This window comes from Porphyrobacter sp. CACIAM 03H1 (genome assembly GCF_002215495.1).
In the GTDB taxonomy this organism is placed as follows: Bacteria; Pseudomonadota; Alphaproteobacteria; order Sphingomonadales; family Sphingomonadaceae; genus Erythrobacter.
Window position 1 is genome coordinate 1,545,080 of sequence record NZ_CP021378.1, and the last position, 21,163, is coordinate 1,566,242.

Genomic DNA, 21,163 nt, shown 5'->3' on the forward strand with positions numbered 1-21,163 from the left:
GTGCAATCACGCTGATGCGGCTTGTGCACGCAGGCTTCGCGCAGGGATGTGTCGCGCCCCTGTCACAAAGCGGTCAATCATCATCCATGATTGTAACCTTCTTGCAACATGCGCTCCAAGATCGCCGCCGATCCTGCGCATTCTCGCAGCATTGCGAAGCTGCATCCTCGCGCGAATCGCGCAAAAATGTCACCGCGCGCGCACCCCCTCTCCATCCGCTCCAACCAAAGAGGTTGTCCGATGTCTCACCGCTTCTCTGCCATCCGTGCAGCATGGGCCGGTTCCACCGTGCTCGCCGCCGCCTTCGGCTTCGCTGCTCCCGCTGCGGCGCAGGACACTGCCGCCGCCGAAACCGAGGGCCAGCTCGCAACCATCATCGTCACGGCGAACCGCCGCGAGGAAAACCTCCAGGACGTGCCGGTCTCGGCCGACATCCTCGATCAGGAGCGGGTCGGCGCGATCTTCAGCGCGGCGGCCGACATCACCGCGCTCGCCGGCACCGCGCCGGGCCTCAACGTCGAAAGCTCGAACGGCCGTGTCGCCCCGCGCTTCTACATCCGCGGTCTCGGCAACACAGACTTCGACCTTGCCGCCTCGCAGCCCGTCTCGGTGCTGCTCGATGATGTCGTGATGGAGAACGTGACGCTCAAGAGCTTCCCGATCTTCGACGTCGAGCGGGTCGAGGTCCTGCGCGGTCCGCAAGGCACGCTGTTCGGCCGCAACACCCCGGCGGGCATCGTGAAGATCGACTCCGTGAAGCCCAGCCACGACACCTCGGCGGTCGCCAACCTTTCCTTCGGCAGCCTCGACACGATCTCGCTCAACGGCGCGATCGGCGGCTCGATTGCGAAGGACGTGCTGGCCTTCCGCGCCTCGGTCCAGCTCCAGCGCCGCGGCGACTGGATCGACAACGGCTTCACCAACGACGAGAACGTGCTCGGCGGCTACACCGACATTGCCGCGCGCGGCCAGCTGCTGTTCACCCCGAGCGACCGGGCGAGCATCCTTGCCGCCGTCAATTTCCGCGATCTCGACGGTTCCTCGACCTTCTTCCGCGCCAACATTCTCGGCCCGGGCAACAATCGCCTCAACAACAACTACGACCGCAACACCGTGTTCTACGATGCGGGCGGCGGCAACCTTGCCAACTACCAGCAGTTCGGCGCGACCCTGACCGCGTCCTACGAATTCGACGGCGCGACGCTGACCTCGATCACCAGCCACTGGACCAGCGAAGGCTCGAGCCGCGGCGACATCGACGGCGGTTTCGGCGCGTCCTTCCTGCCTGTTATGGGCCCGGGTTTCATCCCGTTCCCCTCGGACACGCAGGACTCGATCGACCTCAAGCAGACCACCCAAGAAGTGCGTCTCGCCTCGAACACCGACGGCCCGCTGACGTGGCAGGTCGGGGGCTTCTACTTCGAGAGCGATTTCGACGTCACCACCGTCGGCTTCACCTTCCCGCCGCCGGTCACCGTCAACCACACCAACGAGGCCTGGGCGCTGTTCGGCCAGCTCGGCTACCAGCTCACCGAGACGCTGCGCGTCACGGGCGGCCTGCGCTACACCGACGACCAGAAGGACTTCTTCGTCCGCTCGGGCGCCGCGCGCCAGCCGCGCAGCGTGGGCGACGAGCAGTTCGACTGGGACATCAGCCTGTTCGCCGACGTCTCGGATGATGCGAGCGTCTATGCCAAGGTCGCCAACTCGTTCCGCGGGCCGACCATCCAGGGCCGCGACGTCGCCTTCTTCTCGCCCCCCTCGGTCGCGCAGTCGGAGAACATCACCTCCTACGAAGTCGGCTTCAAGAGCGAGCTGGCCGATCGCCGCGTGCGCCTGAACGGTGCGGTCTACTACTACACCGTCGAGGACCCGCAGTTCACCGCCGTGGGCGGGGCGGGCAATCTCGTCCAGCTGATCAACGCCAACAAGGGCGAGGCCTACGGCTTTGAACTCGACGGCGCGTTCCAGATCAGCCCGCAGTTCCTCGTGACGCTCGGCGTTGCCTACAACAACACCGAGATCCAGGATCCGAACCTCGCGGTCGGCATCTGCGCGCAGTGCACCGTGACCGATCCGACCCGCGTGATTGCCGGCAACCGCCGCGCGCTGATCGACGGCAATCCCTTCCCCAACGCCCCCGAATGGAGCGGTGACTTCACCGCCCGCTACGGCATTCCGGTGGGCAATTCGGGCGAGTTCTTCATCTTCACCGACTGGATCTTCCTCGGCGAGACCAACTTCCTCCTTTACGAAAGCCGCGAATTCAACGCGGGCAGCCGGATCGAGGGTGGTCTGAAGGTGGGCTACTCGGGCGACAACGGCCAGTGGGAAGTCGCCGCCTTCGCGCGCAACATCACCGACGAGGACAACGTGCTCGGCGTGGTGGACTTCAACAACAACACCGCTTTCGTCAACGATCCGCGCGTGATCGGGGTGATGTTCGGCGTCAAGTACTGAGGGTAGGCTCCCCGGCAACGGGGAGCGCACCGAAAGGGGAAAGCCGGCAGGGGGCGACCTGCCGGCTTTTTCTTTTGCCTATGGGTGGGGGCCCTCGCCTACGGCTTCGGGCAGGACGGCAAAGGCGACCGCGCCTGCGGGATCGAGATACTTGAGCGCGGCGGCGTGCACATCCGCAGGCGTGATCGCCGCCATCAGGACGGGCGTCGCGAAGTAGCGGTCAAGCCGCTCGGGCTCGCTCTGCGCCCTAGCGGCAAGGCCGAGCCAGCCGCCCAGATCCTTGAGCAGGTTGGCATACTCCTCGAGGAAGGGCTTGCGCGCGCGTTCGACCACGTCGGCATCGAGCGGGCCGGCGCGCAAGTCGGCGATCAGCTCCTGCAAGGCTGCCTGCGTCGGCGCAACCTGATCGGCGGCGACGGAAGCGCTGATCGCGAAGGTGCCATAGCCGGGATAGATGCGGCTGTTGCTCGATCCGGCCGAGGGCGAATAGGCCTGTCCCAGCTTCTCGCGCAGTCGGTCAGTGAGTTCCAGGCGCACGATCCGGGCGAGCAGTTGCAGGCGCAGCGCCTCGGCGTGGTTGCGGTCGTCGGTCGTCGGCCACACCCATTGCAGCAGCGCCTGGTCGGGCTCGCCCTTGTGGGTCAGCGTGCGCGGGCCGCGGGTGGAGGTGAAGCTGCGGTTGCGGTTCTCGGCGCGTGGCTGGAAGGCCTCCTCGCGCGGCGGCAGCGCACCGAGCGTCGCGGCGACGGCGGCGATGGCGGCGTTCTCGTCGAGATCCCCCACCAGCGCGAGCTCGATCGCGCCGTGCGCCAGCCTGTCGCCGATCGCGTCGCGCAGCTGCACGAAGTCGAGCGCCTCGAAGGCGGATTTCGGATGAAGGCTGAAGCGCGGGTCGTTGTCCGACAGAATCGCTCCGCTCGCCGAGGACAGCGCCCGTCCGGGGGTGGAATCGAGCGTGTTGAAGAAGTTGTCGATGTTCTTGCGATAGCGCTCGACGCCCTCTGGGCGGTACCCCGCATCGGTCAGCATCGCCGCGAGCACCTGCATCTGCAGCGCGAGGTCGCGCGGGGTGGTGGTGCCGCCGCTGCCGAAGGCGTCCGCATCGCTCGACAGGCTGAAGCCGACGCTGCGCCCGGCCAGCACGCTGGTGAGCTCGTCCTGGCTGTGCTTGCCGAGCCCGCCCGCAGCCAACGAATTGGTGAGGTAGGTGCGCAAGGGTGCCTCGCGCGTGTTCATCAGGTCGCCGCCATCGACCGCGAGAGTGAAGGCGACCCGGTCCTTGCGCACATCGGTTTTCTTGAGCGTCAGCCGCACGCCGTTGGCGAAGCGCACCAGGCGCAGGCCGAGGCGCGGCTCCAGCGTGTCCGACACCACCGTTCCCGCCGGGCCGAAGTCGCTGTAGCCGAAGGCGAGCGGTCCGTTGTCGGCGGGCGCGGCGATGGCGAGCGCCATGCCTTCGCCAAAGGCGCTGCGTAGCCCCGCCTCGCCGCCTTCGGGCGCGGTGCGGCCCTCGAAGCGGATCAGCGGATCGACCAGCGGCGCCGCATCGTCCTTCACCGCCTGCCAGATCGCCTGCGGGGTCATTTCGGGAGCCAGCCGCTCGAACTCGGCGAGCTGCCATTCGGGCGTCACCGGCACCTGTTCATTGCCGACCAGCCCGAGCGCGGCGTTCACGAAGACCGCATTGCCGCGCGTGTCGGCCGCCTTCACGGCGTTTTCCAGTGCGGTGCGGATATTGGCGAGCTGTTCGTCGACCTCGGCCCGGGTGAAGCCGTAGGCGAGCGCCTGGTTCACCTCGCGCGTGGCGGCGAGCACGCCCTTGCGCCACTCGCCATCGGCGCTGCCGACCTGCAGGCTCGTGATGCGCGCATCCTCGAAGATGTCGCCCGAACCGAAGGTGGCGCTGCGGAAGGGCGCATCTGCGCCGCGGGCAAGGCGGGCGAGGCGGCGGTTGATGATCGCGTAGCCGACGCTGCGGAATGTCGTCCCCCGGCGGTTGGCGATGGTGTCGGGCTCGTCGCGCCAGGGGGCGAGGCGGCTGATGGTGACGAACTCGGGCAGGGAGGGGTCGAGATGGATGTCGGTCAGCCCCTTGCGCGTCACATCGATCGGCCCTGCAACGGGTCGGGCAGGGGCTGGGGCAGGCGTCCAGTCGGCGAAGCGGGCGCGAATCGCGGCCTCGACCAACTCGACGGGAAAGTCGCCGACCACCACCAGCACCGTGTTGGCAGGGGTGTAGGTGCGCTCGTAGAGGGCCCTGATCTGTGCCGCGGTGGCGCCCGAGAGCACCTCGAGCGTGCCGATCGGCAGGCGCTGGGTGTAGCGCGCGCCGGGCGCCAGGAAGGCGGCGTTGTCCTCGTAGTTGCGCAGGGAAAAGCCCGCACGGTCGCGCCGTTCGGCGAGGATGACCCCGCGCTCGCGCGCCACGGCTTCCTCGGAAATGGTCAGCTCGCTCGCGGTCTCGCGCATCAGCTTCAGCGCCGTGCCCAGCAGCGCCTCGTCGTTGCGCGGCAGGTTGAGCATGTAGGTTATCGCCTCGAAGCCGGTCGAGGCATTGGTGTCGGCGCCGAAAGCCAGGCCCTCGCGCTCGAGGAGCTTGATCATCTCGCCTTCGGGAATGCCCTTCGATCCGTTGAAGGCCATGTGTTCGAGATAGTGGGAAAGGCCGCGTTCGGTGTCGGTTTCCTCGAGCGCGCCGGAATCGATCCGCATCCGCACCAGCGCCGTGCCCGCGGGGGTAGCGTTGCGGCGGATGATGTAGCGCATTCCGTTGTCGAGCCGACCGAAGGTGTAGCCGGGATCGACCGGCACGTCGCTCGTCTCGAAGGCCCAGACGGGTGCGGGTGCTTCGGCCGGGGCGGCGGCTGCGGCGACCGGGGTATCCTGCGCGGCGAGCGCCGACGTCAGGGCAAGCGGAGAGAGCGCCAGCATCAGCGCGGCGGTTAAGGGAAATTTCCGCATGGATTTCAGAGGTCTCTCACGGCTTGATGGTTACCGTGCCGAGACTAGCGCCGGAAACGCGGCTGTCAGCCTATTTCTCGGGCCCGCTCACTTCTTGAGCGGCGGCGGGCCGCGCAGGCGCGAGCGTGCGTGCGACAGGTCGAAGACCTCGCCCGGGCCGTTGTCCTCGGCGCCCAGCAGGCCGAGGCGGCGGGCGACCTCGCGATAGGCCTCCTCCTCGCCGCCGAGATCCCGGCGGAAGCGGTCCTTGTCGAGCTTTTCGCCGGTCGCCATGTCCCACAGCCGGCAGCCGTCCGGGCTGATCTCGTCGGCGAGGATCACGCGGCTGTAATCGCCGTCGTAGAGGCGGCCGAACTCAAGCTTGAAGTCGATCAGGCGGATGTCGATCGCGGCGAACATCCCGCACAGGAAATCGTTGATGCGGATCGCCATCGAGGAGATGTCGTGCATCTCGTCGTTGCTGGCCCAGTTGAAGCAGGCGATGTGTTCCTCGGCCACCAGCGGATCGCCGAGCGCATCGTCCTTGTAATAATACTCGATCAGCGTGTGGGGCAGCGGCTCGCCTTCCTCGATCCCGAGGCGCTTGGAGATCGAGCCGGCGGCGACGTTCCTCACCACCACTTCGAGCGGGATGATGTCGACCTGCCGGATCAGCTGCTCGCGCATGTTGAGGCGGCGGATGAAGTGGGTGGGGATGCCGATATGGCCGAGGCGGGTGAAGACGTGCTCGCTGATGCGGTTGTTGATCACGCCCTTGCCGTTGATCGTGCCCTTCTTCTCGGCGTTGAAGGCGGTCGCGTCGTCCTTGAAGTACTGGATGAGCGTGCCCGGTTCGGGGCCCTCGTAGAGGATCTTGGCCTTGCCTTCGTAGAGCTTGGTGCGGCGGGACATCGACGGTTTCCCTTTTCAGCGAATGGTGCCCGGGGGCGGATTTGAACCACCGACACGCGGATTTTCAATCCGCTGCTCTACCCCTGAGCTACCCGGGCATTCGCTGCGAGCGACGGGGCGAAGCCATCTGGCTGCCCCGGCGAGCAAATGAGAGCGGCCCTATGGCGAAGGGCGCGGGGGTTGGCAAGGGGTTTTCACGCCCTTTTTTCGCCTTTCTCCGCGGTGGCTCAATCCTGCTCGCGCCAGCTTTCCTGCGCGAGTTCCTCGGGATCGGCCGGAGGGCCGGGAACGGCATAGGAATCGGAAAACCAGCGCGCCAGATCGCGGTCCTTGCAACGCTGCGAACAGAAGGGATGATAGCTTTCCGAGCGCGGCTTGCGGCAGATCGGACAGGGCTTGGGCTTGGTGGTCATGCCGGTACGACTTGGGCACTGGGCGCTTCGAGCGCAAGTCCGGGATCGGTCTCCACCCGCACCGCGCGGCCCGTGCGGCGGCGCAGGTCCTCGAGCCACTCCGGCCTGAGCTTCGCCTTGATTGCGGGGTGCACCGTCAGCAGCGTGACGCCCGCGCCTTCGACCCTTTCGGCCTGACGCAGGGCAAAGCGCGCGCACATCCCCGTGCGCGAGGTGGCGAAACGGTGGAGGAGCGAGGGCCCTTCGAGCCGCGCGACGATCTGGACGAAGCCGAACCCGTTCATCGCGGTGCGTTCGTGCGGCCAGTGGTCGAGCGCCGCCGCCAGCGCGTCGTCGACCGCGCGGCGATCCGCCTTGGCCTCGATGGTGGGGAAGTCGATCCCGATGTTGCCGCCGCTCTCGAACCACGCCAGCGCGGCCGCGATGGCGGGGACCGCGGCGAGGGCCAGCGCGGTCGGGGCTAGCTCGCCGTCGATGTCGATGACGGTCATGGCCGGCGTCGCGGCGCACAGGATCTCGCCGCCCGCAAAGGCGATCGCGCCGGCCGATGCCGCGTGCCAGACATCCTCCCACAGGCCTTGCGGGAACCGGCGGACGATCTCGCCCTCGATTTCGACCGGATCATTGCCTGGGTCGGCCTCGCCCAGCCAGCGGGCCTGCGCGCGCTTGAGACGTCCGCGTTCGTGGATCGGTGCGCGGGTCAGGCGCACCTTGCCTGCAACGCCCTCCGTCGCCTCGCGCGGCAGGTGGTCGATCAGCGCCTCGCTGCCGGTGTCGAGTGTCGCGATCCCGCGCCGGGTGCCGGCGAATCGCCGGGTCAGGCGTGCCGCGTGGACCGCACCGCAGACCGGCTCGCCCGGCCACCGCAGCCGTGCCGCCAGCACGCGCCCGCCCTCCACCAGCAGGGCCCGGGTCTCCCCGATGCCCTCTTCGACGAGCCACTCAGCCAATGGGGAACCCGGCCGCCTTGAGCAGCGCGCGGGCATGGTAGAGCGGCAGGCCCATCACCCCCGAATGGCTGCCGTGGATCCAGCGGATCAGCCCTTCCGCGGCACCCTGGATGGCATAGCCGCCGGCCTTGCCCCGCCACTCGCCGCCTGCGAGGTAATCGGCGATCTCCTGCGCGCTCAGGCGCTTGAAGCACACCACCGTCTCGTCGAGCCGCTCGCGCACAGTGCCGTCGGGCGCGCGCAGCACGACGCTCGAGAGCACCTGGTGCCGCCGCCCGCTCATCAGTTCGAGACAGGCGCGGGCCTCGGCCTCGTCTTCCGTCTTGGGAAGGATCCGCCGACCCACCGCCACCACGGTGTCGCCCGCCAGCACGAAGCCGGGGGCGTTCACCGCAAGCGCCTTCTCGCGTCCCATGCGCAAGGCATAGTAGCGCGGCTGCTCGCCCTTCAGCGGGGTCTCGTCGATATCGGCAGGGGTAACGGCGTCGGGTGCCAGGCCGAGCCGGCCCAGCAGCTCGCGCCGCCGGGGGGAGGCCGATGCCAGTGTCAGATGGAGAGAGCCCATCCGGCGGGCCCTTGGGCCTTACTGCGGACCGGGGCCGCCGCGACCCGGCATGAAGCGGTAGGTGATGCGCGCCTTGGTGAGATCGTAGGGCGTCAGCTCGCACAGCACCTCGTCGCCCACCAGCACGCGAATGCGGTTCTTGCGCATCTTGCCCGCAGTGTGGCCGAGCACTTCATGGCCGTTTTCAAGCTCCACCCGGAACATCGCATTGGGCAACAGTTCGACCACGCGCCCGCGCATTTCGAGGAGTTCTTCCTTGGCCATGAAATTCCTTCGTATTCCCGTTGCGGCGCACAATACGCCCGTCGATGTGGGGCTGCGCTTTAGCGATGCGGGAACCAAAAGGGAAGGCTCGTGCGTTAGGGCGGTGATCTGCGGGTTTTCGCAGGTTCGGGATCGGGCGCATTATGCGTTGCCGATCGGCGACCTGTATTCGCCGACGGCCTGCACGGGAGCGGTAAAAGCCGCCCTGACCGAAGAACTGCAATCGAAGGGACACCATGAACCTCTCCCCGCTCTCCCGCGCGATGCTGCGCGCAGGCACCTGTGCACTGGGGCTGGCCATGACGCTGCCGCCGGTCGCTGCCGAGACCGGCGCCACCGCCGGTGCGGCCGTGCAGCCGCAGCCCGGCCCTCCGGCCGAGCCGGAGGAGGAAGAGCCCGCCAGCGCCAGCGATGCGGGTTCGGTCACCCCCAACGAGATCATCGTGCGCTCCGGGCGGCTCAAGGGCCAGCTGTTCGTCGACCAGGCCCCGCTGCTCGAGCTCGACGAGACTGCCATCGCTTCGGAAGGCGTGACCTCGATCACCGACCTCATCGCCCAGATCAGCGCCCGCACCGGCTCGGCGCGGGGGCGCGGGGGCGGCGGACCGGTGATCCTCGTCAACGGCATCCGCATCGGCTCCTTCCGCGAATTCGCCAACTACCCGCCCGAGGCGCTCGCGCGGGTCGAGGTGTTCCCCGAGGAAGTCGCCCAGCGCTTCGGCTTCCCGCCCGATCGCCGCGTGATCAACCTGATCCTCAAGGACAATTACGCCAACCGCCAGCTCGACCTCGAGTTCGAGGCGCCCTCGCGCGGGGGCTACAGCCGCAACGAGCAGCAGCTCGGCCTGCTGAAGATCGCCAATGGCGGGCGGATCAACGCCAGCATCCGGTTGGAGGACACCAACCTCCTGACCGAGGACGAACGCGACGTTCCCCAGACGCCGGGTTCGATCTCGCAGGTCGCGACCGATCCCGACCAGGCCGCCTTCCGCAGCCTGCTCGCCGACACCTTCGGCATCGACGCCAACGTGTCCTGGGCCAAGGCGATCATCGACAGCGGCACCTCCCTGAGTGCCAACCTCAACTACGCCCGCAACGAAAGCCGCAGCCTCGACGGGCTCAACACCGTGGTGCTGCGCAATGCGGCCAACCCGGACGGCCTGCGCCGCACCTTCGGCGAGGACACCCCGCTGGCGCGGCGCAATTCGAGCGACACGATCTCGGCCGCCGGATCGGTGACCAGGCCGGTCAATTCGTTCCGCCTGACGAGCACCTTCGATGGCTCGTTCACCGAGAGCGAGACCGAGATCGACCGGCGACTGCGCGCCGACCAGCTCGCGGTCTTCCAGGCCGCTGCGCTTGCCGGCACGCTGGCGCTCAACGGTCCTCTGCCGGCAGACACCGCCAACGGTTTCGACACGGCGCGCAGCCGGGTGATCAACGGCAGCACGCTGACAACGCTCGAAGGCCCGCTCGGCGAGCTTCCGGCGGGCGAGGTGCTGGCGACCTTCGACCTGCGCCTCGACTGGCAGCGGATCGAGAGCGCCGACACCCGTTCGGCGACCGAGGTCACGCTGACCCGGCGCAACCTGTCGACCGGGGCCAATGTCGTGATCCCGCTCACCAGCCGCCGCGACGAGTTCCTCGATGCGCTCGGTGACTTCACGCTCAACCTGCAGGCGGGCGTTGACGACCTCAGCGACTTCGGCGTGCTTGGCGACTGGAACGCGGGCCTGACCTGGAAGCCGTTCGACGGGCTCGACCTGTCGGCGACCTATATCTGGCGGGAGGTGGCGCCGGGGCTGGCGCAGCTCGGCAATCCGCAGATCGTCAACCTCAACGTCCCCGTGTTCGACTTCGTGCGCGGCGAGACCGTGCTGGCCGATGTCACCACCGGGGGCAACCCCGCGCTCCCGCCCGAAACCCAGCGCGACTGGAAGTTCTCGGCCAACTGGTCGCTGCCCTTCTGGGAGAACTCGCGGTTCGCGGTCGACTACATCCGCAACCGCTCGGACAACGTGGTCAGCGGCTTCCCGCAGATCACCGCCGACATCGAGGCCGCCTTCCCGGGCCGCGTCACCCGCAACGCCGCCGGACGTCTGATCGCCGTCGACCGCCGTCCGGTGAGCTTCGCCGAGACCCGCGCGGACCGGCTGCAGTTCACCTTCTCGACCAACGGCAGCATCGGCGCGCCGGCGGGTGGCCCCGGCGGACCCTTCGGCGGTGGCGGCGGACGCCCCGGCGGTGGGGGCGGCGCGCCTGCCGCGGCCGCCCAGCCGGCCCCGCCGACCACCGGACCGGCCCCCGCACCCCAGCCGGGCGCCGGTGGGCCTCCCGCCGGGGGCTTCGGCGGCGGCTTCGCCCCGACCCCCGAACAGCGCGAGCAGTTCATGGCCTTCCGCGCCCGGCTTTGCGCCGATGACGGGGAGGCCTTCCTGACGAAGCTCGTCGCCGCCATCGACAGCGGCGCGGACATCTCGGCCGAATACCCCGGGATCGACGCCGCGCGGCTCGCCCCGATGCTCGCCCGCCTGCGCGGCGCGGACGGCAAGATCGACCCTGCGCGCCTTGCCCAGTTCCGCACCCGCATCTGCGCCATCGACCCGGCGATGATGGGCGGCGGCGCGGCGGGGGGTGCTCCCGGCGGCGCGCCTGCCGGACGTCCGGCGGGGCAGGCCATGCCCCCGGCGCTCGCCGCCTTCCGCGAGCGGGCCTGCGGCCCCGACGGCACCGCGGCGATCGCCCAGCTGGTCGGCAAGATCGAGCGCGGCGAGGATGTCTCGGCCGAACTGCCGGGCGTTGATCCGGCCTTCATCAAGATGGCGCTCGACCGTTCGCGCCGCCCCGACGGGACGATCCCGCCCGAGGCGCTCGAGCAGTTCAAGCAGCGCTTCTGCGCCGCGGCACCGCCGTCCGGCGGGGCTCCGGGTGCCGGCGGTGCTCCGGGTGGCGGGGGTGCGCCTGCGGGCGGCCCGGCCTTCAACCCGCTCGCGGGCGGGCGGCAGATGCAGGGCTGGCGCTACTTCTTCAACCTGACCCACACGATCGAGCTCGCCAACGAGATCCTGATCGCGCCGGGCATTGCCCCGCTCGACCAGCTCGACGGGCAGGCCACCGGTGCCTTCGGCCTGCCTCGCCATTCGAGCCGGCTGGAAGCGGGCCTGTTCGGCAAGGGCGTCGGCTTCCGCCTTTCGGGCATCTACACCGGCGAAACCCGGCTCGACGGGGCGGTCGGCACCAGCGACCTGTTCTTCGACGACATCGTGACCTTCAACCTGCGCATCTTCGCCAATATGGGCGAGGTGACGGGGAAGAACGAGGGCCTGATGAAGGACCTGCGCGTAAGTCTCGTCGCCGACAACGTCTTCGATGCGCAGCGCCGGGTGCGGGACTCGGCCGGTGTCACGCCGGTCAACTACAATCCCTTCGTGATCGACCCGCTCGGGCTCTATCTCGGGATCGACCTCAGGAAGCTGTTCTGAGCGGGGTGGCGAAGTTTACAAAGTTGACACTGTAAACTTCGCATTCCTACACGAATTGCCCTGTAAATTCATGAGGTAAGGCGCGAAAAGCGAAGTTGACACTGTGTTTTCGCTTTTTCGCGGCCCCGGCGATTCGATCAGGCGCGGGCGCGGGGATGGACCATGGGAAAGAGCCGCAAGGGACATAGCGCGCGGCGCGGCAGTAGGAAAACGCCCGCTGCGCCTCAGGCCGTGCGCGCGCCCAGCGCCTCGGCGCAGGCATGGCCGCTCGCCCAGGCCCACTGGAAATTGTAGCCGCCGAGCCAGCCGGTGACGTCCACCGCCTCGCCGATGGCATAGAGGCCGGGCACCTTGCTCGCTTCCATCGTGCGGCTGGAGAGTTCGGCGGTGGCGATGCCCCCGGCGGTGACCTCGGCCTTGGCATAGCCCTCGGTCCCGTTCGGGGCGAAGCGCCAGTCGGCGAGCTTGGCCTGTGCGGCGCGCAGATCCCTGTCGCCGAGGTTCCCGAGCTCGCGGTCCAGCCCCAGCCGGTCGGCCAGCGCATCGGCGAGGCGATCGGGAAGCCGCTCGCGCAGGAGTGTGCGCAGGTGGGTGCGGGGGCGGTCGCGCTTGGCCTCGATCAGCCAGTCGGTCGCGGCCTCGGGAAGGAAGGTGATCCCCACCGGCTCGCCGTGCCGCCAGTAGCTCGACACCTGCAGGATCGCGGGGCCGGAGAGCCCCTTGTGCGTGAACAGCGCCGCCTCCGCGAACTCGGCCCGTCCGGCCCGCGCCCGCACCGGTGCGGCGACGCCCGAAAGCTCGCGGAACAGCGCCTCCTCGCCCCCGAGCGTCAGCGGGACGAGGGCGGGGCGGGGCTCGACCACCTTCAGGCCGAATTGCCGCGCCAGCCGGTAGGCGAAATCGCTCGCCCCCATCTTGGGGATCGAGGGCCCGCCGGTGGCGATCACCAGCGCGGGGGCCTGCCACGCGCGGCCATCGGCGGCGTTGACGGTGAAGGTGCCATCCTCTCCGCGCACGACCTTGGCGACATCGACCCCGCAGGTGAGGGTCACGAATTCGGGCGGGCATTCCTCCAGCAGCATCGCCACGATCTGCTTCGCCGAGCCGTCGCAGAACAGCTGCCCCAGCGTCTTCTCGTGCCATGCGATGCCGTAGCGATCGACCAGCGCGATGAAGTCGGCCGGGGTGTAGCGGGCGAGCGCGCTCTTGGCGAAATGGGGGTTGGCCGAGAGATAATTCGCCGGTCCCGCCCCGAGATTGGTGAAATTGCACCGTCCCCCGCCGGATATGAGGATCTTCTTGCCGGGAGCCTCGGCCTTCTCCAGCAGTGCCACGCGCACCCCGCGCTGCCCCGCCTGCCCGGCACAGAACAGTCCGGCCGCGCCCGCGCCGAGGATGATGACGTCGCTTTGTTCCACGATCCTGCCGATAGGGGCGCGCGCGGCGATTGCCAATCGCCCCCCACCATCCCTATCTGACCCGCATGGCCCGAACCCCCGCAGGCACCCCCCACGACCCCCGCGGTGCGGAACGCTTCAACGAGGAGCGCGCCGCCTACACCGTCGCCTCGGCCCAGCCCGATCTTGAGGGCGGGGTGCGGGCGATCCGCGAAACGGTGAAGGTGCTCAAGCCCGTCCCGGGCGTCTACCGGATGCTCGATGCGCGGGGCGAGGTGCTCTATGTCGGCAAGGCGCGCTCGCTGAAGGCCCGCGTTGCCAACTACACCCAGATCGCCCAGCTTTCGGGGCGGCTCCAGCGCATGGTCAGCCAGACGCGCAGCATGGAGATCGTCGTCACGCGCTCCGAGGCCGAGGCGCTGCTGCTCGAGGCGCAGCTGATCAAGCGGTTTCGCCCGCCCTTCAACGTGCTGCTGCGCGACGACAAGAGCTTTCCCTTCATCCTGCTGCGCGCCGATCACGCCTTTCCGCGCATCCAGAAGCACCGCGGCGCGCGGCGGGCGAAGGGCAATTACTACGGGCCTTTCGCCAGCGCCGGGAGCGTCAACACGACACTGAACGCGCTCCAGAAACTGTTCCTGCTCAGGAGCTGCACCGACAGCTTCTTCAACAACCGCGACCGGCCCTGCCTGCTCTACCAGATCAAGCGCTGCTCCGCTCCTTGCGTCGGGCGGATCGACGAGGCGGGCTATGACGCGCTGGTGCGGCAGGCCAAGGATTTCCTCTCGGGCAAGTCGGGCGCGGTGCAGGCCGATCTCGAGCGGCAGATGGCCGAGGCGGCGGCGAACCTCGATTTCGAGACTGCGGCGATGCTGCGCGACCGCCTCAGGGCGGCGACCTTCATCCAGGGAAGCCAAGCGATCAATGCGCAGGGGCTGGGCGATACCGATGTCTTCGCGCTTGCGTCCAAGAACGGGCAGATGAGCGTCCAGTCCTTCTTCATCCGTGGCGGGCAGAACTGGGGCCACCGCGCGCTCTTCCCGCGCCACACGGCGGATGTGGACGAGGCACAGGTGCTCGCCGACGTGATGCTGCAATTCTACGAGGAAGTGCCGCCGCCGCCGACCATCCTCGTCGACCGCGAACTGCCCGAGACCGAGTTGATCGAGGCCGCTCTGTCCGAGCTGGCGGGGCGCAAGGTGCGGCTCTCCGTCCCTGAGCGTGGTGACCGGCGCAAGCTGATGGAGCAGGCGCAGCGCAATGCGGTCGAGGCGCTCGAGCGGCGGCTGGCCGAGACCGGCACCAAGGCGCGATTGAACCGCGAGCTGGCGGAGTTTCTGGAGCTCGACACGCCGCCGCAGCGGATCGAAGTTTACGACAACAGCCACATCCAGGGCACCAAGGCGGTGGGCGCGATGGTGGTCGCCGGGCCGGACGGCTTCGAGAAGTCGCAATACCGCAAGTTCAACATCCGCGAGGCGCAGGCGAACGACGACTTCGCGATGATGCGCGAGGTGATGGCGCGGCGGTTCCGCAACTTCGCGGAAGGGGAGGAGAACCCCGAGGCGAAGGCGGGCGGGCACGAAACCATCCTCCCCGACCTGATCCTGATCGACGGCGGCAAGGGGCAACTCTCCAGCGTCATGCGGGTGCTCGAGGAGATCGGCATCGCCGACGAGGTGGCGGTGATCGGCATCGCCAAGGGGCCGCATCACGGGCGCGAGGGGCGCGAGGTGTTCCACTTCCCCGACGGGCGCGAGAAGATGCTGCCGGTGAACTCGCCGCTGCTGTTCCACCTCCAGAACCTGCGCGACGAGGTGCACCGCTTCGTCATCGGCGCGCACCGGGCCAAGCGGTCGAAGGCGATCACGGCCAGCCCGCTCGACGAGATCCCCGGCATCGGCCCGGCGAGGAAGCGCGCGCTGCTGCTGCATTTCGGCACCGCGTCGAAGGTGCGCGCGGCGGCGCTCGAGGACCTCCAGCGGGCCCCCGGGGTGAGCGCCACGGTGGCGCGCAAGGTCTATGATTTCTACCACGCGGGCGGCTGACACGGCCCGCCCGCGACGGGCTTGCCAGCCCGCTCAAGGTGAGTCACTTTCGCCACCGGGTTGCGCTGCGGCGCGTGGAGGGGGAGATGGTGATGCAGCAGAAAATCTGGACAATCGGCGCGGGCGCGGCGGCGCTGGCGGGAATGACGTTGGCGGGCATGGGCGGCGCCACGGCGCAGGAGCCCCAGGAGCGCGGGCTGTTCGGCAACAATGCCGAGGCCACGGTCTACCGCGATGCGGGCTACGACGGCCCCGCCGTCACTGCCACCCGGGCGGAGCCGAATATGGGCCTGTCTTGGCGGGTCCAGTCGGTGCGGGTGCGCTCGGGGCGGTGGGAATTGTGCGAGGAACCGGGCTATCGCGGCGATTGCTGGACGGTCGACCGCGACACGCCGCTGTTCGGCGCGGCGTTCAAGGGGCGGCGGGTTCAATCGATGCGCCCGATCGGCGGAAACGGGGGCGGGGGCGGCTGGGGCAGCCTCGAGCCGGGGCGCAATCCCTCGCTCAGGGGCATGGCCTCGGAGTTCTATCCGGCGCCGGCCCAGCGCGGCTACCGGGTTCTGGCCTGTTCGACGGGTTCCCCCACGGCCAACTGCGCCGAGCGCACCGCGAACCAGTTCTGCACCGCGATGGGGTGGCGGCGTTCGGCCCGCCAGACCCTCGAAACGGTGCGCCAGCGGGTCTATCTCGCCGACGTGCTCTGCACCAACGCCTATTGAGGCGCGGCGCGGGAAGGGGGCGGGCCGCGGCGAGGCCCGCCCCGTTCGTCCTTACTGCCCGTCGAGCGCCTTGCTCACCAGCACGTTGACCGAGACGCGGCGGTTCTGCGCGCGGCCGGCGGCGGTGGTGTTGTCGGCGGCCGGATCGGCGGTCGCCATGCCGGTCGGGGTCAGCATCCGGTAGGGCTTCCACTTGCACACCTGCTGCAGGTGGTTGACCACCGCCGCCGCGCGCCGTTCCGACAGGGTCTGGTTGAACTCCTGCGAACCGGTGATGTCGGTGTAGCCGAGCACCAGCATCAGCGAGTTCTCGTTGGCGTTCGCCTGCTGCGCGGCGTTGCACAGCTCGTTCTTCGCACTCGGCGAGAGCGCCCACTTGCCGGTGTCGAAATAGACGTTGGTGGTGCTCTTGAGGTTGTACTTGTCGATGTCGCCGAGGCGGCCGCGCAGGGCCTCGGTGGCGGCGGCGTTGGCCTGGATCGCCGCGCCCTGTTCGCCGAACTGCTGCTGCGTGCCGCCGCGGATCATAGCCGCGATCTGGCGGTCGTCGCTGGTGAAGCGGACCTCGCTCGCCACCAGCCCCTCGCCGTATTGCGAGGTCTTCACGATCACCGGCAGGCCGTTCATCAGCGCGCTCTGGTCGAGGGTCTTGTTGCCGATGCCGAGGAAACCGCCACGGGTGCGGATCTCGGTGTCGGGGTGGAGCGTGACCATCGTGGTCGCGCCGTCATCGCCGGTGATCTGGAGGCGCGATCCCTTGCGGGCCGAGATGATCCCGGTGACGCGCGGCCCGGCTTCCATCTCGGCGAGCGGGGGGAGCGAGCCATAGACGGTGGTCAGGACTTCGCCCTGCTGTTCGCCGGGCGGAACGTTGGCAGGCATGGTCTGAGCGCCGAGACCGGACGCTGCGGCAGCACCCATGAGGGCGGCGAGCGCGATCTTGCGCGGGGTGAAGATGGTGGTGGTCACAGTGGTAATCCTCCTGCGGTGCGGGCCGCGATCCCTTGTTGGCCCTCGATGGCTTCGTGAGCGAGGCGTGGTTGTTGTTCGAAACCTTGCTCTCAGATGAACGCACCCGCCCTGCACCCCGCAGGAGGGGGTCATCAGGGCAGAGGATACGACGAGTTGACGCGTGCGGTCAGGCCCGGGCGGCGGCGAAACGGCTTGCATGGAAGGCTGCATCGGCCCGCAACTGGTCATGCTCGACCCACACCGAATGGGTTCCCGAACAGATCTTGTGCGGCAGCGCGAGGCGGCAGATCGGGCCCTTGGTCACATCGCTCGCATCGAGGATCGCGCATTCCGAGGTGCCGGTGTTCTCGTCGATCAGGAAGGTGACGAGATATCCGTCGTCCTCGATAGTGCCGCCCTTTCTCGGGATCATCGGGCTTTCGCTGGCATAGATGCCCTCGGGCAGGCGATAGACCTGTTCCTCGCCGGTTTCGGTGTCGTGGCGGACATAGCCGTTGAACAGGAACCAGCCGGGGCGCGTGGTCGTGGACCAGACGTAGCGGCTTTTCTTCATGGCGAAGAGCGGATTGATCATGCCGAACTCGACGATCCGTTCGGACAGGCGCTCCTCGCGGGTCTCGCCGGTCTTCAGGTTGAAGCGCCAGCGGTGCAGGCGCGACTGGAAGGAATGCTCGTCGACATAGGCCATCATGTGGCTGTAGCGGCCCATCTCCTCGAGCGGATCGGGCATGGGCTTGGCCTGGTGATAGCCTTCGAGGATGACTTCGTCGCCTTCCTCCCACGCATTGGTCCAGTGGAGCACGTAGGTGGGCGCGGCCTCGAACCAGCGGATGTCCTGCGGGCTTCCGCGGCGCGGGATCAGGGCGAAGCGGGTGGGCACGCCCGGGTGCAGCCGCGCGGCGTGGATGTTGCGGCCCAGCAGTTCCTCGTCCCAATACAAAGGCATGTCGTTGAGGATCGACCAGTTGGGCGTGATTGCCATGTCGTGCGGCAGGCGCGGGCCGGGCAGGGGGACGGGGACGTAGTGGACCAGCTGGCCGGTGCGGTCGACCACGCCGTAATGCATGAAGGGGGCGTGCTTGGAATAGTTGAAGAACATCAGCTCCCCGGTCGCCTCGTCGACCTTGGGGTGGGCCGAGATGCCGTCGAGCGGCACCCAGGGCGCCTTGCCCCTGCTGCCGAGCGTCACCGGATCGAGCATCCACGCCTCGCCGCACTGGTAGAGCGTCGCATAGGCGGTCCCGGCATGGACGATGATGTCTGTGCTGCCGGTGTCCTTCAGCCCGCCATGCGCGCCGAAACCGGGGCGCACGCTAGTGCCCCACGGGTCCATCAGCCCGCCCCACAGCGATCGGCCCGCGATCTGCTCCGCCTCGAAGCAGTGCGTGCGCACGAAGCGGTTGCGGTAGCTCGCCTTGCCGCCGCTGATGTTGACCTGATGGATCATCGCATCGCCATCGAAAGGATGATGGCGCCCGAGCGGCTGGTGCACCTGGTTCTCGGTGTTCCTGAGGTAGATGCCGTCGATGTCCGCGGGGATCTCGCCTTCGATCACCGGCAGCTCGGCAACATCGACTTCCTCGTGCAGCGGCGTCCACGGCCCCGTGAGGTAGGGGTGGTTCGACGGTTCGAGGCTGGTCTTCACCGGCGGGTGGCGCGTGATCTGCATGGCTTTCTCCCTCGGGCTGCAGAATGATCGCGCGCCTTGTCGATGGCAAGGTGCTATGCGCGCGCCAGCGCGGCCCGCAAAATTGATCCGGGTCAAGGCACAGCGCGACGCTCGGGGCGATCATCCTCATCATCAATGGGAGACACGCCATGAAATCCATCCTGCTGCACATCGATCACGACAAGGCGATGCAGGCGCGCCTGCAGGTGGCGCTCGACATCGCCCGGGCGACCAACGGCCACATCACCTGCCTTCAGGCGATCAGCTACGAGGTCTTTGCGCCCGGCGATTTCTACGGCTCGGCGATCGCCGCGGCGATGCCTGTGATCAAGGAGAACGCCGAGAAGCTGCGCGCCGAGATCGAGCGCGAGCTCGAGCACGAGGGCGTGCCGTGGGACTGGCGCTTCGTCTACGGCATCGCCCCGCACCGCCTGCTCGAAGCCTCGCCGCTGGCCGACATCGTCATCGTCGGCCCGGCCGAAGCGGGCAGCGACGGGCGCGGGCCCTCGGCGCTGGTGGGCGACGTGGTGCTCAAGGCGCCGGTGCCGGTGCTGGTGGTGCCCGAGGGCACGAAGAGCTTCGATGTCGGCGCGCCGATGCTGGTCGCGTGGAACGGCTCGTCGGAAAGCGCCCATGCGCTGCGGGCGGCGGTGCCGCTGCTTGCCTGTTCGTGCAAGGTGATGCTCGCCTGCGTGGTCGAGGACAGCGAACGCGCGCGCTTCGACCTGCCTTCCACCGAGGGCGCGCGCTATCTCAGCCGGCATGGGATCGACTGCGAGATCGTCGAGATTCCGCGCGGCGAGGCGGCGGTGGCGGACACGCTGTTCTCGGCGGCGCAACTGCGCGATTGCGGGCTGCTGGTGATGGGCGCCTATGGCCACTCGCGGCTTGCCGAGATGATCATGGGCGGGGTGACGCGGCGGATGCTGAGCGAGCCGCAGATGCCGGTCTTGCTGGCGCACTAGGTGTCCGCACGCCCAGCGGCTACGCGCCGCCGATCCCGCTCTAGGGTTCGCGCGGGGTGACGACCACCGGCGGCGCCCCGGCGGGCGCTGCCGCGTAGGCCTGCGACAGCCGCCGGTAGGACCGCGAGGCAAAGGCGGCGAGGGTCAGCACCACCCCGAGCGCGCCGGTCAGGCAGAACACCAGTGCCATCCCCCGGTCCGCGCCCGTGCCGAACCACCCGCCGATCAGCGACGCGCCCGCGCCGGTGGTCATCCACGGAATCGCGACGAACTGCGTCAGCGGCCCGATCAGGAAGGCGGTGAGGGGCGCTGCCGCCTGTTCGACCGACTGCGCGAAGCCGAACACCCGCCCCTGCCTCTCGAAGGGGACGACGCGTTGCAGCGTGGTCTGCTCGGCGGCTTCCGCGAAGGGGCCGAAGAACATCCAGACCACGCAGCCGGCGATCAGCAGCGGGATAGAGGCCTGGATGGTGAACAGGCTCGCCGCGATCCAGATGACGAGGTTCACCAGCAGCAGCGTGCGCAGCGGGTTCCTGCCGAGGCCGGTGCGGGCGATCACCATGCCGCTGAGGATGAAGGCGCTCGAGGCGGCGGCCCAGAGCAGGCCCCATTCCTCGACGCTCATCAGCGACAGGCCATATCCGTCCATCAGCGCCATGAACACGCCGCCCAGCAGGTTGTTGAAGGTCGCGAACAGGATCAGTGCGAACAGCCCCGGCACCGCCGCCACCACCCGGATCGTGCCGCGAAGGTCGATCTCCCGGCGCGCGCCCCCGGTGGCGGATTCGGGTTCGGGATCGCCGATCCTCACCGTCAGCAGATGCACGATCACGAGCGCGCTGAAGCCGATTGCCAGCGCCAGCGGCCCGCGGATGCCGTCCCATGCGACCAGGAAGCCGCTGATCGCCGAGGTCACCAGAAACCCCACCCCGCCGACGATGCCGACAAGGCCGTTGGCGCGGTCGCGCCGGTCGGGCGGGATCAGCACCGTCACCAGCGTCGCGAGCGCGATCATCCGGATGTTGCCCGCGATCACCGCAAGCATGACGAGCACGATGAAGCCCCACAGAGCCAGTCCGGCGGTATCGGCCATCGCCCCCGGCGGGCTCAGCTGCCACACGCCGAGCGCCGCCGCATAGAGCGCCAGCGAGGCCGCGCTCGATCCCAGCATCACCGGGCGCTTGCGGTGGTGATCGACGAGACTTCCGAACCAGATCGCGAAGGCGCCGGTGAAGGCCAGGTGGATGCCGCCGATCATGCCGGTCACGAAGACCGACTGCGTCTCCAGATAGGCCCAGAAGACGAGCGCGAACCAGACCGTGAAATTGACCACGTTCTGCAACAGGCTGTTGGCGAGAATCGCGTGGAACGGGTCGATCCGGAGCATGGCGCGCTTATCGGCCAGCG

General features: G+C 68.6%; 15 protein-coding genes and 1 tRNA gene. 5 read left to right on the forward strand and 11 right to left on the reverse strand.

Going from position 1 to position 21,163, the window contains the following annotated elements:
• Positions 1 to 240: 240 nt before the first annotated feature.
• Positions 241 to 2,460, forward strand: coding sequence for a TonB-dependent receptor (locus CBR61_RS07300; protein ID WP_088913766.1), 2,220 nt, complete (start codon positions 241 to 243; stop codon positions 2,458 to 2,460).
• Positions 2,461 to 2,538: 78 nt separating this feature from the next.
• Here CBR61_RS07300 and CBR61_RS07305 read toward each other — a convergent pair whose 3' ends face one another.
• From CBR61_RS07305 to infA, 7 genes are all read right to left on the reverse strand, one after another.
• On the reverse strand, positions 2,539 to 5,421 hold the full coding sequence (locus tag CBR61_RS07305; protein WP_088913767.1) for a M16 family metallopeptidase: 2,883 nt from the start codon (positions 5,419 to 5,421) through the stop codon (positions 2,539 to 2,541).
• 87 nt (positions 5,422 to 5,508) lie between these two features.
• Entirely contained in the window at positions 5,509 to 6,312 is an 804-nt protein-coding gene (gene purC / locus CBR61_RS07310; RefSeq protein WP_088913768.1) for a phosphoribosylaminoimidazolesuccinocarboxamide synthase, read from the reverse strand.
• 23 nt (positions 6,313 to 6,335) lie between these two features.
• A tRNA-Phe gene (locus CBR61_RS07315) sits at positions 6,336 to 6,410 on the reverse strand.
• A 129-nt stretch (positions 6,411 to 6,539) separates the two neighbouring features.
• A complete protein-coding gene (locus CBR61_RS07320; protein ID WP_088913769.1) occupies positions 6,540 to 6,725 on the reverse strand; it encodes a DNA gyrase inhibitor YacG in 186 nt (61 codons plus the stop codon).
• Positions 6,722 to 7,675: a ribonuclease gene (locus CBR61_RS07325; RefSeq protein WP_088913770.1), complete on the reverse strand. Its 954-nt coding sequence runs from the start codon at positions 7,673 to 7,675 to the stop codon at positions 6,722 to 6,724. Before CBR61_RS07325 ends, CBR61_RS07320 begins: the two co-directional genes overlap by 4 nt.
• Positions 7,668 to 8,240, reverse strand: coding sequence for a Maf family protein (locus CBR61_RS07330; RefSeq protein ID WP_088913771.1), 573 nt, complete (start codon positions 8,238 to 8,240; stop codon positions 7,668 to 7,670). The genes CBR61_RS07325 and CBR61_RS07330 overlap by 8 nt, the downstream gene beginning before the upstream one ends.
• Before the next feature lie 18 nt (positions 8,241 to 8,258).
• A complete protein-coding gene (infA, locus tag CBR61_RS07335) occupies positions 8,259 to 8,504 on the reverse strand; it encodes a translation initiation factor IF-1 (RefSeq protein ID WP_007163491.1) in 246 nt (81 codons plus the stop codon).
• 236 nt (positions 8,505 to 8,740) lie between these two features.
• On the opposite strand from infA, the gene CBR61_RS07340 reads away from it, so the two are divergent.
• Positions 8,741 to 11,986, forward strand: a complete 3,246-nt coding sequence (locus tag CBR61_RS07340) for a hypothetical protein (RefSeq protein WP_088913772.1) — start codon at positions 8,741 to 8,743, stop codon at positions 11,984 to 11,986.
• A 224-nt stretch (positions 11,987 to 12,210) separates the two neighbouring features.
• Here CBR61_RS07340 and CBR61_RS07345 read toward each other — a convergent pair whose 3' ends face one another.
• The gene (locus CBR61_RS07345) at positions 12,211 to 13,404 is read right to left on the reverse strand and encodes an NAD(P)/FAD-dependent oxidoreductase (RefSeq protein ID WP_088913773.1); all 1,194 of its coding nucleotides are present in this window, start codon (positions 13,402 to 13,404) and stop codon (positions 12,211 to 12,213) included.
• 65 nt (positions 13,405 to 13,469) lie between these two features.
• Here CBR61_RS07345 and uvrC point away from each other — a divergent pair, with 65 nt between their 5' ends.
• Both uvrC and CBR61_RS07355 read left to right on the forward strand, forming a co-directional pair.
• Positions 13,470 to 15,431 carry an excinuclease ABC subunit UvrC gene (gene uvrC / locus CBR61_RS07350; protein ID WP_088913774.1) on the forward strand — a complete coding sequence of 654 codons (1,962 nt, stop codon included), beginning with the start codon at positions 13,470 to 13,472 and terminating at the stop codon, positions 15,429 to 15,431.
• Positions 15,432 to 15,523: 92 nt separating this feature from the next.
• Positions 15,524 to 16,150 (forward strand): beta/gamma crystallin-related protein, encoded by a 627-nt coding sequence (locus CBR61_RS07355; RefSeq protein ID WP_088915514.1) that lies wholly within the window; start codon positions 15,524 to 15,526, stop codon positions 16,148 to 16,150.
• 51 nt (positions 16,151 to 16,201) lie between these two features.
• Here the strand turns inward: CBR61_RS07355 and CBR61_RS07360 are convergent, their stop codons facing one another.
• On the reverse strand, positions 16,202 to 17,119 hold the full coding sequence (locus CBR61_RS07360; protein WP_088913775.1) for an OmpA family protein: 918 nt from the start codon (positions 17,117 to 17,119) through the stop codon (positions 16,202 to 16,204).
• Between the two features lie 169 nt (positions 17,120 to 17,288).
• Entirely contained in the window at positions 17,289 to 18,791 is a 1,503-nt protein-coding gene (locus CBR61_RS07365) for a carotenoid oxygenase family protein (protein WP_088913776.1), read from the reverse strand.
• A 149-nt stretch (positions 18,792 to 18,940) separates the two neighbouring features.
• Here CBR61_RS07365 and CBR61_RS07370 point away from each other — a divergent pair, with 149 nt between their 5' ends.
• A complete protein-coding gene (locus CBR61_RS07370; protein ID WP_088913777.1) occupies positions 18,941 to 19,756 on the forward strand; it encodes a universal stress protein in 816 nt (271 codons plus the stop codon).
• Between the two features lie 40 nt (positions 19,757 to 19,796).
• On the opposite strand, the gene CBR61_RS07375 is transcribed toward CBR61_RS07370, so the two are convergent.
• The gene (locus tag CBR61_RS07375; protein WP_088913778.1) at positions 19,797 to 21,143 is read right to left on the reverse strand and encodes an MFS transporter; all 1,347 of its coding nucleotides are present in this window, start codon (positions 21,141 to 21,143) and stop codon (positions 19,797 to 19,799) included.
• Between the last annotated feature and the right edge of the window lie 20 nt (positions 21,144 to 21,163).